The following is a 15612-nucleotide window of genomic DNA, read 5'->3' as shown; positions in this document are numbered from 1 at the left end:
AAATATGTCAGACGTTGCAGCAGTAGAAAATCTGGTAAGTAAACATCAAAAACTTAAAAAAGAAATAGCAAAAATCATTATTGGTCAAGAAGCAGTTGTAGATCAAATTTTATTATCTATATTTTCTGGAGGACATGCCTTATTAGTAGGAGTTCCTGGATTAGCCAAGACCTTAATGGTAAATACAATTTCTAAAGCATTAGGTTTAAACTTTAAAAGAATTCAATTTACACCAGACTTAATGCCTAGTGATATATTAGGAAGTGAAATACTGGATGAAACGAGACATTTTAAATTTATAAAAGGGCCTGTATTTTCAAATATCATTTTGGCAGATGAGATTAACCGTACACCACCTAAAACTCAAGCGGCTTTGCTTGAAGCAATGCAAGAACGTTCGGTTACTGTAGCAGGGAATCACTATAAATTAGATTTACCATATTTTGTATTAGCAACACAAAACCCTATTGAGCAAGAAGGAACGTATCCTTTACCAGAAGCACAATTAGACCGTTTTATGTTCTCTATAGAGTTAAAATACCCTACTTTTAAAGAAGAAGTAGAAGTAGTAAAAAGCACAACAGGAGATAAAACAGAAGAGGTTAATCCATTATTTACAGGAGAAGAAATTATAGCATTTCAGCAATTGATAAGAAGAATCCCTGTAGCAGATAATGTGATTGAATATGCTGTAGGTTTAGTAGGAAAAACAAGACCAAAAGAAGATACAGCAGGAGAACAAGTAAAGAAATATATAGATTGGGGAGCTGGGCCTAGAGCTTCGCAAAATTTAATTTTAGCAGCCAAAGCACATGCAGCAATTAAAGGCAAATTTTCTCCAGATATAGAAGATGTTCAAGCGGTAAGTATAGGAATATTAAGACATAGAATGATTAAAAACTATAAAGCCGAAGCAGAAGGAATAAGTATAGAAGATATAATAAAAAGCTTATTCTAGATAAAAGAAATACAAGAAATAAAAAAAGCTCCAACTTAATTAAGTTGGAGCTTTTTTTATTTCTTAATTAGATTATGACCTTTAAAAATATACTTTTTTTAAAAACAGATTAAACCTTTTTAAAAAAGAATAGTCTTAGAAAAGAACGTTCATAATAACAAGACAAGATAAAAACAGAAAAAAATATAATATGAAGAATACAATGAAAAAAATAATAGTGATGGTTGTAATGGTCTTAATAAGTACAACCTATGCAACAGCGCAAAAAGGAAAAGCATATCACAAACGCAAAGTACATAAAGAATTTTATCAAAGTTTAAACGAAGATCAGCAAGCAGTACTTAAAGAGAATAGAGAATTTAGAAAAGAGCATAGAAAAGCATTTAAAGCAACTTTGAGTGTTGAGCAAAAAGCAATCATGAAGAATGAAGACCTTTCAAGAACAGGAAAGAAAAAAGCATTAAAAGCTTCGTATACTTCAGAGCAGAAGGCTATGGTTGATGCGCATAAAAAAGAAATGAAAGCTAGATCAGAAAAATTCGAAAGTACATTAACAGAAGAACAATTAAAACAGTATAAGAAGATTAAAGAGCATAAACAATACTCAAAAAGAAAGCATAAGAAAAATAAAGAATAATAGTGTGTTGGGGAATCATTATTGAAGGTGGAATCAAGCGATTGGTTCCACTTTTTTTATAAAAAATGTTAAAATTTGAATGGATTTTTAGGAAAATGATAATGAAGAAGGTAAAGAGAGACGAATGAATTTTATCAAAATGATATTTTAGGATAGGTTAAAATGCATTATTCAAAAAATAAGGAGGGTGTTTTTTTCAATGAAATAAAAAAATGTAGACTCATTACAAACTAGCTACACATTTAATATAATAGTCAAAAATTCGTATTTTCGCAAAACTTTCAATACTAAAAAAAATAGTTTATGGCATTTGATATCGATATGATAAAAAAGGTCTATAGTCAGATGAAAGAACGTGTTGATGTAGCACGTGAAATCACTGGAAGACCTTTAACATTAGCAGAAAAGATTTTATACGCTCATTTGTGGGAAGGTAAAGCCGACAAAGCATTCAAAAGAGGAAAAGATTATGTAGATTTTGCACCAGACCGTATCGCATGTCAGGACGCCACAGCACAAATGGCTTTATTGCAATTTATGCAAGCTGGAAAAAATAAAGTAGCAGTACCAACAACAGTACACTGTGATCACTTAATTCAAGCAAAAGTAGGTGCAGATAAAGATTTACAATCAGCATTAAATACAAGTAACGAAGTATTTAATTTCTTAGAATCTGTATCTAATAAATACGGAATCGGATTCTGGAAACCAGGAGCAGGAATTATTCACCAGGTTGTATTAGAAAACTATGCTTTCCCAGGAGGGATGATGATTGGTACTGATTCTCATACAGTAAATGCAGGAGGATTAGGAATGGTAGCTGTAGGAGTAGGTGGAGCAGATGCTGTTGATGTAATGGCTGGAATGCCGTGGGAGCTTAAATTCCCTAAATTAATAGGAGTTAAGCTTACAGGAAAATTATCTGGATGGACAGCACCTAAAGATGTTATTCTTAAAGTAGCTGGAATCGTTTCTGCAAAAGGAGGAACAGGAGCTATCGTAGAATATTTTGGACCAGGAGCTACTTCTATGTCATGTACAGGTAAAGGAACTATCTGTAACATGGGAGCAGAAATAGGAGCAACAACATCTACTTTTGGATATGATGAGTCTATGGAACGTTATTTACGTGCTACAGGACGTGATGGAGTAGCTGATGCAGCAAACGAAATCAAAGAATACTTAACAGGAGATGATGAAGTATATGCTAATCCAGAGCAATATTTTGATCAAGTAATCGAAATTAACTTATCAGAATTATTACCACACTTAAACGGACCATTTACACCAGATTTAGCTACTCCTGTAGGAACAATGACAGAAAAAGCTAAAGCAAACGATTGGCCATTAAAAGTAGAGTGGGGATTAATTGGATCTTGTACAAACTCTTCTTATGAAGATTTATCTCGTGCAGCTTCAATTGCTCAACAAGCGATAGACAAAGGATTGAAAACAAAAGCAGAATTTGGAATCAACCCTGGGTCTGAGCAAGTACGCTATACAGCAGAAAGAGATGGAATCTTAAATATCTTCGAAAAATTAGATGCAAAAATCTTTACAAATGCTTGTGGACCATGTATTGGTCAATGGGCTAGAGAAGGAGCAGATAAAGAAGAGAAGAACTCTATCATTCACTCATTCAACCGTAACTTTGCTAAGCGTGCAGATGGTAACCCTAATACGCATGCCTTTGTAGCTTCTCCAGAAATGGTAGCAGCTGTAGCAATCTCAGGACGTTTAGACTTTAACCCGTTAACAGATAAGTTAATTAACGAAAACGGAGAAGAAGTAATGCTTGATGAGCCTACAGGATGGGAATTACCATCAAAAGGTTTTGCGGTAGAAGATGCTGGATATATTGCACCAGAAGAAGACGGTTCTGGAGTAGAGGTAAAAGTAGCGTCAGATTCAGAACGTTTAGAATTATTAACTCCGTTTGAGCCATGGAATGGTGAGAACATTACTGGAGCAAAATTATTAATAAAAGCTCATGGAAAATGTACTACCGATCATATCTCTATGGCTGGACCTTGGTTACGTTACCGTGGACATTTAGATAATATTTCTAATAACTGTTTAATTGGTGCTGTAAATGCATATAACATGAAGACTAACTTCGTGAAAAATCAATTAACAGGGGATTATGATGGAGTACCTACAGTACAAAGACAGTACAAAGCAGAGGGAATTCCTACTGTAGTAGTTGGAGATCATAACTATGGAGAAGGATCTTCTCGTGAGCATGCTGCAATGGAGCCTCGTCACTTAGGGGTAAGAGCTGTAATCGTTAAATCTTTTGCACGTATCCATGAAACTAACCTTAAGAAACAAGGGATGTTAGGATTAACATTTGCAAACGAAAATGATTATGACTTAATCCAAGAAGATGATACATTTAACTTTGTAGATCTTAACGAGTTTGCACCAGAAAAGCAATTAACACTAGAAATAGTTCATGCTGATGGTGCTACAGATACAATCAAATTAAACCATACGTATAATGCACCGCAAATCGAATGGTTTAAAGAAGGATCTGCATTAAACTTAATAAAGAAGCAAAATGCTTAATCATAACAATTTGAGATAATACTTATTATTTTAAATAAAAAAATAAAACCTCTTTTGGCTATGCTAAAAGAGGTTTTTGTTATGCAATATAATAGACTAAGAAATAGAGAAACAATTCATTCTATTTTTTAATTTTGCAATAATGATACAACAACAAATTAAAGTTGCGGTAGACGCAGTAGTTTTTGGATATAAAGACAAACAATTGAATGTGTTACTGATTAAAAGAAAAGTAGCACCATTTAAGAATTCATGGGCATTACCAGGAGGATTAGTCTTAGAGCATGAAAGCCTAGAAGAAGCTGTAGTACGAGAATTGCATGAAGAGACTAATGTAAAAGTTAATTATCTAGAGCAGTTATATTCGTTTGGTAAACCAGATAGAGATCCCCGTAATAGAGTAGTCAGTATTACTTATTTTGCTCTGGTTAAACCAGAAAATTACGAGATAAAAGCAGATACTGATGCAGAAGATGTAGCCTGGTTTACTATAGATAGATTACCAGAATTAGCTTTTGACCATTTACATATATTAGAAATTGCCAAAAAGAGATTAAAAAATAAATTAACATATGAGCCTATAGGTTTTGATTTGTTGGCAGATAAATTTTTATTCTCAGATTTAGAAAAACTATATACGACTATATTAGAAAAAAGTATAGATCGACGTAACTTTAGAAAGAAAATATTAAGTTTCAATATACTAAAAGAATTAGAAGAAAAAGTATCAGAAGGAAGAGGTAGACCAGCTAATTTGTTTCAATTTAAAAAGAAAGAGTATTTTAAATTAAAAGAAGAAGGATTTCTTTTTGATATTAAATAAAAATACGTCAATTATAAAACATAAGAGCTATACATAATTTGTATAGCTTTTTTTATGGTTTTAATAATTAATGTAAAAAAGACGCAAAATATTTTGTAGATAGAAATAATCATTATAGTTTTGCGTATAAATAACACAATTATGCAATACCTACATTTAGATTCAGATTTTACGCCATTTAAAACTTCAATAAATTTTGAACATTTTGTTTTTAATGGAGGAGAACCGCATATCAAAATTTTAGAAGAAGTATTAAGTGATCATATATGTATTACACATAGAATACAATCATTTAATGATGTAGGATTAATTTTAATAGCTACAGATGCTTTGCAAAGAATGGGAGTAAAGAAAATTGAGTTATTCATTCCATATTTTCCAGCAGCTAGACAAGATAGGATAATGACTAAAGGAGAAGCATTAAGTGTTAAAGTATATGCAGATATAATAAATGCACAAGGATATGATTGTGTAACGATTTTTGATCCGCATAGCGAAGTAACTCCTGCTTTATTAAATAATGTAAAAGTTATAGACAATCATGAGTTTGTAAAACAAGCAATAAAGCAACTTGATGGAAACCGAGTTTTGATTTCACCAGATGGTGGAGCTTTAAAAAAGATATACAAAGTAGCTCAGAGTATCGGCGAAATAGAAGTAATAGAATGCTCTAAACAAAGAGATGTAAAAACAGGTGAATTGTCAGGGTTTAAAGTATATGAAGATAGCCTAGAAGGAAAACATTGTGTAATTGTAGATGATATCTGTGATGGAGGAGGAACTTTTTTGGGATTAGCAAAAGAATTAAAAAAGAAAGGAGCAAAAGAGATTAGTTTAATTGTTAGTCACGGAATTTTTAGTAGAGGATATGAAGCATTGAGTGAACATTTTGGCCATATCATCACAACAAATTCCTTTAGGGATATAGAAGACCAAAAAATACAACAAATCAAATTATAAAAACGAACAGTTATGTTAGAAAAAGTAAAAAGTGGAATTTTAGGCTTGATTGTAGGAGATGCATTAGGTGTACCTGTTGAGTTTAAGTATAGAACCGAATTAGATAAAAATCCGATTACTGATATGATTGGATTTGGAACACATAATCAACCTCCAGGAACATGGTCAGATGATAGTTCGATGACTTTATGTACAATGGATAGTTTATGTAAAGGATTTAATTTACTAGATATAGCTGAAAAATTTAAGGATTGGTATGATAAAGGACTATGGACACCAAGAGGACATGTTTTTGATATAGGAATAACCACAAGAAAATCTATTGAGTTACTAAAACAAGGAGAAAGCCCAGAGGTCACGGGTGGTTTTGATGAATATTCTAATGGAAATGGATCACTAATGAGAATTTTACCATTAGCATATTATTTATACAAAGAAGATGATATTGATAAAAGATATACGATAATAAAAGAAGTATCAACTATAACTCATGCACATTTTAGAGCTGTTTTTGCTTGTTTTATATATGTTGAATATGCTAGACTTTTGATTACTGGTTTTGATAAGTTTGAGGTATTAGATAAAATTAAAATGCTGATGATAGAGTATGCTTATAATCAAGGTTTTAATCCTGAAGAAATTACATTATTTAGTAAAGTTTTAAAAAGTAATATTCAGGGTTTTAAAAGAGAAGATATAAAAAGTAGTGGTTATGTACTTGATACTTTAGAAGCTTCATTATGGTGTTTTTTAACATCAAACAGTTATGAAGAAACAGTGTTAAAAGCAGCTAATTTAGGAGATGATACTGATACTATAGCTGCAATTGCCGGAGGATTAGCTGGATTATATTATGGAAATGATCAGATTCCAGAAAAATGGAAATCTCAATTGTTGAGAAATGAAGATATAGAACAGTTGATAGAGCGGTTTTCAAAAAGTTTAGAACATAAAAAATGAAATATACTTTAGATAAGATACAAAATCAATTTCAAGAAGATAAAAAATTAAAATACCTCTTTTTTTGGGGACATACTCCCAAAGTAAAAGGAATAATAGATAAAAGTTGTTTTAGTCAATGGTATCCAGCAAAATTTGAAATCAAAGGTGTAATTTATAAAACAGCAGAACATTATATGATGGCAAAGAAAGCAGAATTATTCAATGACCTTAAGATTACTAAGGAAGTCATTAATAGTGAACATCCCAATGAAGCTAAAAAATTAGGACGAAAGGTTAAAAACTTTGATACTGCAATTTGGGATAAACATAAATATGAGATTGTAAAAGAAGCCAATAAATACAAGTTTTCCCAAAATACAGCATTGAAAATATTTTTAAAGCAAACAAAAGATAGAATTTTAGTAGAGGCAAGTCCTATGGATGCTATATGGGGAATAGGAATAGCGCAAGATCATAAAGATGCAATCAATCCATTACAATGGAGAGGAGAGAATTTATTAGGATTTGCATTAATGGAAGTGAGAGATGAGATAACATAAAAAATAATGAAGATTCAATTAAAAAACTACAAAGAACAGGAAAAAGTATGGCCATCAAGTGGACATCATATTATGGCGCAATATGATGAAGAAAAAATTATAGTATATCAATCTTATAGAAAAGAAATAGGGGGTTTTGCAGTAATAAATCAATATTTTGGAGGAGCATTTAGTTTAGATCGAATGACATGGGTCAAACCTAATTTTTTATGGATGATGTATCGAAATAGTTGGGGAACCAAACATGGACAAGAAGTGGTTTTAGCTATTCATTTAAATAAAAAAGCTTTTTTAAAATACTTAAAACATGCGGTATATTCATCATATAAGGCATCTCTATATGATAGTAGAGAAAATTGGCAGAAAGCAATAAAAGAATCAGATGTAAGATTACAATGGGATCCAGATCATAATCCATATGGAGATAAATTAGAGAGAAGAGCGATTCAAATAGGATTACGAAATGAATTTATTAAAAGTTATGCAAAGAAGGATATTATAGAAATAGAAGATATATCTGCCTATGTAGAAGAACAGAGGAAATTTGTGATGAATAATGAGTTGGATAAACTAACATTACCTCACGAAAAACCTTTTTTAATAGAAGATCAAGAACTAAAAACATTTCTACAGATAACATGAAAATAGAACTATTAAAAGGAGATATAACAAAAGTTGCTGTAGATGCTATTGTTAATGCAGCAAATTCTTCATTATTAGGAGGTGGAGGAGTAGATGGTGCAATTCATAGAAGAGGAGGAAAAGCAATATTAGAAGCTTGTCAAAAAATTAGAAATACACAAGGAAAATGTAAAATAGGAGAAGCTGTAATTACTACAGCAGGAAACTTAGATGCGAATTATGTAATTCATACTGTAGGACCTATTTATAATGGAGGAGAGAAAGAACGTAAAGAAAAAGATTTACTAGCTAATTGCTATACAAACGCGTTACATTTAGCTGTTAAACATAGTGTTAAAACCATAGCGTTTCCTAATATAAGTACGGGGACATATAGATTTCCTAAGGATAAAGCAGCAAAGATAGCTATAGCTACTGTACAAAATTTTGAAAATATAAACGAGATCGAAAAAGTACTATTTGTATGCTTTGACGAAGAAAATTATAATTTATATAAAGAGATTTTAAAAAGTTAAAAAAGTATCAATCAAAAAATGAACAGTATTATATAGACCTGTAGGACTATTTGAATTAGAATTAATACATCAATCCAATTATACAGAATTTCCACCTCGATTAGATTGGCAACCTATTTTTTATCCTGTATTAAACGAAGCTTATGCTATAGAGATAGCTACTAAATGGAATTTAGATGATGCTGGATCAGGTTATTCGGGGTTTGTTACACAGTTTAATATAAATAAAACGTTTATAAAAAAATATAAAGTAGAAAATGTAGGAGGGAAAATTCATGATGAACTATGGATTCCTTCGGAGGAACTTCAGGAATTCAATAATAATATAATTGGAGAGATAAAAATTACCAAAGCATATTTTGGAGAACAATTTAAATATCCAGAAAACAATAGATTAAAACAGTTAATCAATCAAAAACGAAATGAAACACAATCACATTAAAATCAGTAAATTTTTAAGCCTAATACTTAGGCACAAACCACAAACAATAGGAATCCAATTGGATAAAGAAGGATGGACATCAATAGATATATTACTTCAAAAAGCAAATAAACGTTTTCCTGGATTGAATAGAGAAATTTTATATCAAGTTGTAGCACAAAATGATAAAAAAAGATTTAGTTTAAACGAAGATAAAACCTTGATTAGAGCAAGTCAAGGACATTCGGTCAAAGTAGATTTAGGATACCAAGAGCAAAAACCACCTGCGATTTTATATCACGGAACTATAGCAAAATTTCTTCCAGTGATACAAGAACAAGGGTTATTGAAAATGCAAAGGCATCATGTGCATTTAAGCGAAGATATAGAAACAGCTACCAAGGTAGGATCAAGAAGAGGGAAGCCTGTAATATTAACTATAGATGCAAAAAAAATGCATGAATCTGATATTAAATTTTATCGTTCTCAAAATGGTGTTTGGCTTACAGATCATGTACCATCACTGTATATTAAAATTTAATATAGGTTTAAATCATAAAACTCCGAGTAAAAATAAATTGGAATTATTTTAGGAGAAAGAATAAAAGAATGAGAACATTAGTTATAGGCGATATTCATGGGGGATATAAAGCTTTGGATCAGATAATAACACGAGTTCAATTAAACCCTACAGATACTTTAATTTTTTTGGGAGATTATGTTGATGGATGGAGTGAAGCTGCAGAAACTATAACGTATTTAATCGAATTAAACGAAGAGTACAATTGCATTTTTATTAAGGGAAATCATGATGTATGGTGTGGTTCATGGCTAGAGGAAGGAAAGACTAATCCTATTTGGTTAGCTCACGGAGGAGAAGCTACAATAGAAAGCTATATTAAATCAGGCTTAATAACTGCACCAAGTCATAAGCAATTTTTTAAGCAGTTAAAAAATTACTACATAGATCAACAAAATAGATTATTTATACATGCGGGTTTTACTTCTATGCATGGCGTATTACAAGAAGAATATGAATCTAATTATTATTGGGATAGAAGATTATGGGAAACCGCTTTATTAGCTCATAAAGTCGAAGATAATAAACTTGAAGATGACCAAATAAAACCACAACGTTTTAGCCATTATCATGAGATTTTTATTGGTCATACCGCTACAACAAATTATAATACAACAACACCAATTCAAGCCTATAAGCTATGGAATATAGATACAGGTGCAGGTTTTACAGGTAGGCTTACCATTCTTGATGTTGATACAAAAGAGTATTGGCAAAGTGATATTGTAAGAGAGCTTTATCCTCGCGAAAAAGGAAGGAATTAATACTAATCCTAATGTTAAAATTTGATAATAATAAGTGATAATTCTAAAAATAAATTATATTTGCGTATAAATAACGCAAAATAAAATAACATGAATCCATTACTTTTGACAGACGGTTATAAATTAGGACATAAAGAACAATATCCTCAAGGAACAACCAAAGTATATTCAAATTGGACACCGAGAAAAAGTAGAATAAAAGGTATAAATGAAGTGGTATTTTTTGGATTACAATACTTTATAAAAGAATATTTAATAAAACAATTTGATACTGCGTTTTTTCAACAACCTAAAGCTTTAGTAACAACAGAATATAAGCGTTATGTAGATCAATATCTAGGAGTAGATTATGATGTAAAACATATAGAAGATTTACATGATTTAGGATATTTGCCTATTGAGATAAAAGCATTACCAGAAGGTAGTATTGTACCGATTAGAGTTCCTATGTTTACTATAGTAAATACCAAACCAGAGTTTTTTTGGTTGACAAATTATATAGAAACATTGATATCAAATATCATATGGCAATCCTGTACGTCGGCAACAATAGCTTTAGAGTACTTAAAGATATTAAAACAATTTGCTTTAGAAACAGATAAAGACAATATCGATTTTGTACAATGGCAAGGACATGATTTTTCGATGAGAGGAATGTCGGGAACAGAATCAGCTATCCTTAGCGGAATGGGACATGCATTGGCTTTTTCTGGTAGTGATACTTTGATGGTAAGTAAAACACTAGAAGAATATTATAATGCAGATATCTTTAAAGAAGTTGTTATAGGTAGTGTTAATGCTACAGAACATAGCGTTATGTGCGCTGGTAGTAAAGACGATGAAATAGAAACGTTTAAAAGGTTATTAAAAACATATCCTAACGGAATTTTGTCAGTGGTGTCAGATACTTGGGATTTATGGAAAGTACTTACTCAATATTTACCAGAGCTTAAAGAAGAAATTTTAAACAGAGATGGGAAATTGGTAATTCGACCTGATTCTGGTGATCCTGTAGCAATTTTATGTGGGTGTGATCATGAAAATGCTATAATAGCCAAAGGCGTTATAGAACTCCTATGGGATGAGTTTGGAGGATATGTTAATGAACAAGGATATAAAGTATTGAACCCTAAAATAGGAGCAATTTATGGAGATAGTATTACCTTAGAAAGAGCACAACAGATCTGTGAACAATTAAAACAAAAGGGTTTTGCAACGACCAATGTAGTTTTGGGTATAGGTAGTTTTACATATCAATATAATACAAGAGATACTTTTGGATTTGCCATGAAAGCTACATACGTAGAAATTAATGGAGAAGGAAGAGCTATATTTAAAGATCCAATTACTGATGATGGAACAAAAAAATCTGCAAAAGGATTAATACAACTTAAAAGGGAGAATAATAAGATTGTACTTAAAGATGAATGCTCAATAGCAGAAGAAAAAGAGGGGATATTAAAAACTGTCTTCAAGAACGGAAAACTGATAAGAGAAACATCCTTAAAAGAAGTAAGAAATAATATACAAAAAGAAACAACTATATAAGGAGTAAGAATGATTTCAAGTATCTGACAAAAACAATATAAAACCTTTATTTTTCGTTTATATAATAAACACGTAAGGTGAAAAAGGGAAAACACTCGTGTAAACAAATGTAGTAAAGCTGCATAACTACCTCATATATGATTACTACATGATTTTATCTATACTTAGATAGAAAATGCTTATGAGATACTATAGCTCATGATTTTATAAGTTGACTATAAAATTAAAAATGAGTATATTTTCTCAAACTAATAGATTTGAAGCTTATTTAAAAAGAGGAAAAAACAGGATATATGATAAGAATGAATATATATATCGTGAGAATGAAGCTTCAAGAAGGATGTATTTTATTTTGCAAGGAAAAATAAGAATAGGAAACTATGCAGAAAAAGGAGATGAAATTTTAAAATATATTATCGAAAAAGGACATTTTTTTGGCGAAAAATCAATACTTAGAATTTCGACAAGAACAGAATTTGCCAAAGCAGATAGTACTGTAGAATTAATAAGTTTTTCGACTAACGAAATTGTAGAAATAATGAAAAACGAACAAGTGATAAAACAAGAAGTTAATCACATTATATATAATCGTTTTTCACGATTAGAAAAAAGATTACATATATTGAGATATAATGATATAAGAACTAGGCTGTGGTTAATTTTTGAAGAATTACAGAAACATCATCTCTCTTATTGTGATATCGAAACTAAAGCATTAATAATAGAACATCCGTATAAACAAAATGATTTGGCTAACCTGATAAGAACATCCAGAACAAGATTAAATACAGCTATGAAATCATTAAAAGAATTAGAATTAATACAGTATAAAAACTATAAAATAGAGATACAGAGTACGCAATAAATAATCATAAAAAAAATGTAAGGATATGTTAAAAAAAACGACATAATAGTACTAACAAGTTAACACATTGATTATGAATTCGATTTGGTTCTTTGAGGATTCTAATCTTTTTAAGCTCTTGTGCCCCCATAAATTTAGAGCATATCAAGAAAATCATGAATTTGAAGCCTACAGGAAAAGCGATTACATTTATTTTGAAGAAGATTCCTCTAATAAGATTTATTTAATAGAAAAAGGGAAGGTGAAAATCGGATATTATTCCGAAGAAGGAGATGAAATAATAAAAGCTATTTTAACCAAAGGAGAAATCTTTGGAGAAAAAGCTATACTAGGAGAACATAAGCGAACAGAGTTTGCTCAATCCATAGATAACACAACTTCAATTTGTCCGATAGGTGTAGATACCATGCACGAATTGATGAGAGATAATGAATCGTTTAGTTTACGTATTTACAAATTTATTGGTATGCGATTTAAACGATTAGAACGTAGACTACATTTGTTATTATTTAAAGATACAAAGACTAGATTACTTGAATTTTTGGATGAATTAAAAGAAGATTATGGTCGATCCTGCGAAAACACAGGAGATGTCATTATAAGGCATCCATATACACAAAAAGATATAGCTACGCTTATAGGTACCTCAAGACCTACGCTTAATATTATCATGAATGAATTAAAAGAACAGAATCAAATAGACTTTAATAGAAGAGAGCTTAGAATGCTAAAAACAGCTAATGTTAGCTAGCTAACATTTTAATTAAATCCTGTACAGTAATTTTATCCTGCATAATCAAAATAAAAAAGCAATGATAAAAAAAGGAATTTTAGCAGGATGTTTGTCACTTGGATTAATAGTGGCATCATGTAGTAGTGATGATGATGCAGGAAATGTAATTAACAACTCAAATCTTACATTAAACTTATCAGGATTAGAAGATTTAGGAAGTGATTATACTTATGAAGGATGGGTGATTGTCAATGGAGCACCTGTTTCTACAGGAACATTTAATGTAAATGCTTCAGGAACTTTATCACAAACATCTTTTGAGGTTTTAAGTTCAAACTTAGAAGCAGCAACAGCTTTTGTCTTAACTATAGAACCAGTACCAGATCCAGACCCAGCACCAGCAGCAACAAAATATTTAAGAGCACCTTTTGAAGCTGGAAATAACACAGCAACTGTAGATCTTATGCCAGTAGCGGCAGATGGATTTACTGGTTCTACAGGAACATTTTTCTTAAGAACTCCTACAGATGAAGCTCCAGGTACACCTAATAACGGTAACGATCAATATGGAGTATGGTTTGGAACTCCAGGAATGCCACCCGCTGCAAGTTTAATGTTACCTACATTAAGCGAAGGATGGAAATATGAAGGATGGGTAGTAACTCAAGATGGACCATTATCAACAGGAACTTTTACGGCATTTGATACAAGTGATGATAATGCAGGAGCACAAGATGGATTTAGTGAAACAGCTTCAATGGGACCACAATTACCAGGAGAAGACTTTTTCAGAAATGCACCTAATGGATTTACATTTCCATTAGATATTAGAAACAGAACAGTAGTAATTACTGTAGAACCGTTTCCAGACAACTCACCAGCGCCATTTACTCTGAAACCATTAGCAGGAACAGCCGCTAATAGTTTGCCAGATACAAATACATTAGAACTAAATATAGACTCATTTCCATCAGGAAGTGTCTCAAGATAGTTCATTGTTGTTTTTTTGTTAGTTTTGAAGCGTGATCCTTGATCGCGCTTCGTTTTTTTTATAAAACCTAATTTTTAATATACCTAAATGAAACTTGATAAAAACAAAATCTCAAATATTGTATTTGCAATCTTTATAGTATTATTCCTTATACCTAATACAAGAGGTTTAATGCAAATTTTTTTAACAAGAATATTTTCTTTTAGTCCAAGTGTAGTAGCAGTAGAAGATAGAACCAAAATTGAAGGATATCATTGGAAACTGCATGGTGTTAATACCCCATCTATAAATTTTAAAGAGACAGAAGGAAAAGTAATATTAATCAATTATTGGGCAACATGGTGTCCTCCTTGTATTGCTGAGATGCCATCACTTCAAAAGGTATATAATGATTATAAAGATGAGGTTGTGTTTTTATTTGTAACTACAGATGATGATCCAGAGCTGAATAAATTTATGAATGATAAGAAATATGATTTTCCTATATACAGAGCTTTAACCAGTGCACCAAAACCTCTAAACGGAAAATCATTGCCAACAACTTATGTTATAGATAAAGAAGGGACTATTATTGTAGACAAGATTGGTGCAGCTGATTGGAATAGTAGTAGTACGCGAGAACTATTAGATAAACTAATAAAAGAATAGTAAGAAAATAAAAACAGCTATTAAATAAACCAAAAAGATAAAAATGAAAAGGTATGACAATTAGTTATACCTTTTTTATTACCGTATTAGCGCATATAAGCAACTATTTAATGATAAAGTATATGTGTAGTGGTTTTTATATAGAAAAGCTCAAATCAATACCTTAAAATTAATTATTAAATACTATAAATAAGAATATAATCTTATTAATGATAAAAAATGATTGAAATGTAATTTGAAAAAAGAAATTTAAATGTGCCCAGAGTGGGAGTCGAACCCACACGCCCTAATGGACACATGGCCCTCAACCATGCCTGTCTACCAATTCCAGCATCTGGGCTAATAGTGACCGTATATAGAAGTAAAATCACTAATAGAATAAGTGACCGAGCTGGGGCTCGAACCCAGGACCCTCTCCTTAAAAGGGAGATGCTCTACCAACTGAGCTACTCGGTCT

Annotated in this window: 16 protein-coding genes and 2 tRNA genes; 16 read left to right on the top strand and 2 right to left on the bottom strand. The window is 31.2% G+C overall.

The window, feature by feature from the left end:
* Window positions 1-4: 4 nt before the first annotated feature.
* The 16 genes from ACYEKI_RS16445 to ACYEKI_RS16370 all read left to right on the top strand — a co-directional run bounded on the left by ACYEKI_RS16445 (window position 5) and on the right by ACYEKI_RS16370 (window position 15155).
* Window positions 5-958, top strand: coding sequence for an AAA family ATPase (locus ACYEKI_RS16445; protein ID WP_459212295.1), 954 nt, complete (start codon window positions 5-7; stop codon window positions 956-958).
* Window positions 959-1160: 202 nt separating this feature from the next.
* The gene (locus ACYEKI_RS16440) at window positions 1161-1595 is read left to right on the top strand and encodes a hypothetical protein (protein ID WP_459212294.1); all 435 of its coding nucleotides are present in this window, start codon (window positions 1161-1163) and stop codon (window positions 1593-1595) included.
* Window positions 1596-1898: 303 nt separating this feature from the next.
* Window positions 1899-4163 (top strand): aconitate hydratase, encoded by a 2265-nt coding sequence (locus ACYEKI_RS16435; RefSeq protein WP_459212293.1) that lies wholly within the window; start codon window positions 1899-1901, stop codon window positions 4161-4163.
* A gap of 142 nt (window positions 4164-4305) precedes the next feature.
* Entirely contained in the window at window positions 4306-4986 is a 681-nt protein-coding gene (locus ACYEKI_RS16430) for an NUDIX hydrolase (RefSeq protein ID WP_459212292.1), read from the top strand.
* Between the two features lie 141 nt (window positions 4987-5127).
* On the top strand, window positions 5128-5946 hold the full coding sequence (gene prs, locus ACYEKI_RS16425) for a ribose-phosphate diphosphokinase (protein ID WP_459212291.1): 819 nt from the start codon (window positions 5128-5130) through the stop codon (window positions 5944-5946).
* A gap of 12 nt (window positions 5947-5958) precedes the next feature.
* Window positions 5959-6906 (top strand): ADP-ribosylglycohydrolase family protein, encoded by a 948-nt coding sequence (locus tag ACYEKI_RS16420; protein WP_459212290.1) that lies wholly within the window; start codon window positions 5959-5961, stop codon window positions 6904-6906.
* The gene (locus tag ACYEKI_RS16415; RefSeq protein WP_459212289.1) at window positions 6903-7448 is read left to right on the top strand and encodes an NADAR family protein; all 546 of its coding nucleotides are present in this window, start codon (window positions 6903-6905) and stop codon (window positions 7446-7448) included. The genes ACYEKI_RS16420 and ACYEKI_RS16415 overlap by 4 nt, the downstream gene beginning before the upstream one ends.
* A 6-nt stretch (window positions 7449-7454) precedes the next feature.
* Window positions 7455-8090, top strand: coding sequence for a DUF4291 domain-containing protein (locus ACYEKI_RS16410; protein ID WP_459212288.1), 636 nt, complete (start codon window positions 7455-7457; stop codon window positions 8088-8090).
* Window positions 8087-8605: an O-acetyl-ADP-ribose deacetylase gene (locus ACYEKI_RS16405; RefSeq protein WP_459212287.1), complete on the top strand. Its 519-nt coding sequence runs from the start codon at window positions 8087-8089 to the stop codon at window positions 8603-8605. The genes ACYEKI_RS16410 and ACYEKI_RS16405 overlap by 4 nt, the downstream gene beginning before the upstream one ends.
* Window positions 8606-9027: 422 nt before the next feature.
* The gene (locus tag ACYEKI_RS16400; RefSeq protein ID WP_459212286.1) at window positions 9028-9567 is read left to right on the top strand and encodes an RNA 2'-phosphotransferase; all 540 of its coding nucleotides are present in this window, start codon (window positions 9028-9030) and stop codon (window positions 9565-9567) included.
* Window positions 9568-9635: 68 nt separating this feature from the next.
* Window positions 9636-10370, top strand: coding sequence for a metallophosphoesterase family protein (locus tag ACYEKI_RS16395; protein ID WP_459212285.1), 735 nt, complete (start codon window positions 9636-9638; stop codon window positions 10368-10370).
* A gap of 90 nt (window positions 10371-10460) precedes the next feature.
* Window positions 10461-11918, top strand: a complete 1458-nt coding sequence (locus tag ACYEKI_RS16390) for a nicotinate phosphoribosyltransferase (RefSeq protein WP_459212284.1) — start codon at window positions 10461-10463, stop codon at window positions 11916-11918.
* 229 nt (window positions 11919-12147) lie between these two features.
* Window positions 12148-12783 carry a Crp/Fnr family transcriptional regulator gene (locus ACYEKI_RS16385; protein WP_459212283.1) on the top strand — a complete coding sequence of 212 codons (636 nt, stop codon included), beginning with the start codon at window positions 12148-12150 and terminating at the stop codon, window positions 12781-12783.
* A gap of 73 nt (window positions 12784-12856) precedes the next feature.
* Complete coding sequence (locus ACYEKI_RS16380; protein WP_459212282.1) at window positions 12857-13534, top strand: Crp/Fnr family transcriptional regulator; 678 nt, start codon at window positions 12857-12859, stop codon at window positions 13532-13534.
* 61 nt (window positions 13535-13595) lie between these two features.
* Window positions 13596-14507, top strand: coding sequence for an anti-sigma factor domain-containing protein (locus ACYEKI_RS16375; protein WP_459212281.1), 912 nt, complete (start codon window positions 13596-13598; stop codon window positions 14505-14507).
* Window positions 14508-14594: 87 nt separating this feature from the next.
* Window positions 14595-15155 (top strand): TlpA family protein disulfide reductase, encoded by a 561-nt coding sequence (locus ACYEKI_RS16370; RefSeq protein WP_459212280.1) that lies wholly within the window; start codon window positions 14595-14597, stop codon window positions 15153-15155.
* Window positions 15156-15411: 256 nt separating this feature from the next.
* Here the strand turns inward: ACYEKI_RS16370 and ACYEKI_RS16365 are convergent.
* Window positions 15412-15495 (bottom strand) — tRNA-Leu (locus ACYEKI_RS16365).
* 43 nt (window positions 15496-15538) lie between these two features.
* Window positions 15539-15611, bottom strand: a tRNA-Lys gene (locus ACYEKI_RS16360).
* Window position 15612 lies beyond the last annotated feature (1 nt).

Origin of the sequence: Aquimarina rhabdastrellae, assembly GCA_947387485.1 — a bacterium.
Classification (GTDB): Bacteria; Bacteroidota; Bacteroidia; order Flavobacteriales; family Flavobacteriaceae; genus Aquimarina.
Note: the sequence above shows the minus strand (reverse complement) of the source record. Positions and strands in the feature narration are given on the sequence as shown.

Bases quoted from the DNA above. Each gene is read 5' to 3' on its own strand.
- ACYEKI_RS16445 (WP_459212295.1), top strand. From the start codon at position 5: ATGTCAGACGTTGCAGCAGTAGAAAATCTGGTAAGTAAACATCAAAAA.
- ACYEKI_RS16440 (WP_459212294.1), top strand. From the start codon at position 1,161: ATGAAAAAAATAATAGTGATGGTTGTAATGGTCTTAATAAGTACAACC.
- ACYEKI_RS16435 (WP_459212293.1), top strand. From the start codon at position 1,899: ATGGCATTTGATATCGATATGATAAAAAAGGTCTATAGTCAGATGAAA.
- ACYEKI_RS16430 (WP_459212292.1), top strand. From the start codon at position 4,306: ATGATACAACAACAAATTAAAGTTGCGGTAGACGCAGTAGTTTTTGGA.
- prs (WP_459212291.1), top strand. From the start codon at position 5,128: ATGCAATACCTACATTTAGATTCAGATTTTACGCCATTTAAAACTTCA.
- ACYEKI_RS16420 (WP_459212290.1), top strand. From the start codon at position 5,959: ATGTTAGAAAAAGTAAAAAGTGGAATTTTAGGCTTGATTGTAGGAGAT.
- ACYEKI_RS16415 (WP_459212289.1), top strand. From the start codon at position 6,903: ATGAAATATACTTTAGATAAGATACAAAATCAATTTCAAGAAGATAAA.
- ACYEKI_RS16410 (WP_459212288.1), top strand. From the start codon at position 7,455: ATGAAGATTCAATTAAAAAACTACAAAGAACAGGAAAAAGTATGGCCA.
- ACYEKI_RS16405 (WP_459212287.1), top strand. From the start codon at position 8,087: ATGAAAATAGAACTATTAAAAGGAGATATAACAAAAGTTGCTGTAGAT.
- ACYEKI_RS16400 (WP_459212286.1), top strand. From the start codon at position 9,028: ATGAAACACAATCACATTAAAATCAGTAAATTTTTAAGCCTAATACTT.
- ACYEKI_RS16395 (WP_459212285.1), top strand. From the start codon at position 9,636: ATGAGAACATTAGTTATAGGCGATATTCATGGGGGATATAAAGCTTTG.
- ACYEKI_RS16390 (WP_459212284.1), top strand. From the start codon at position 10,461: ATGAATCCATTACTTTTGACAGACGGTTATAAATTAGGACATAAAGAA.
- ACYEKI_RS16385 (WP_459212283.1), top strand. From the start codon at position 12,148: ATGAGTATATTTTCTCAAACTAATAGATTTGAAGCTTATTTAAAAAGA.
- ACYEKI_RS16380 (WP_459212282.1), top strand. From the start codon at position 12,857: ATGAATTCGATTTGGTTCTTTGAGGATTCTAATCTTTTTAAGCTCTTG.
- ACYEKI_RS16375 (WP_459212281.1), top strand. From the start codon at position 13,596: ATGATAAAAAAAGGAATTTTAGCAGGATGTTTGTCACTTGGATTAATA.
- ACYEKI_RS16370 (WP_459212280.1), top strand. From the start codon at position 14,595: ATGAAACTTGATAAAAACAAAATCTCAAATATTGTATTTGCAATCTTT.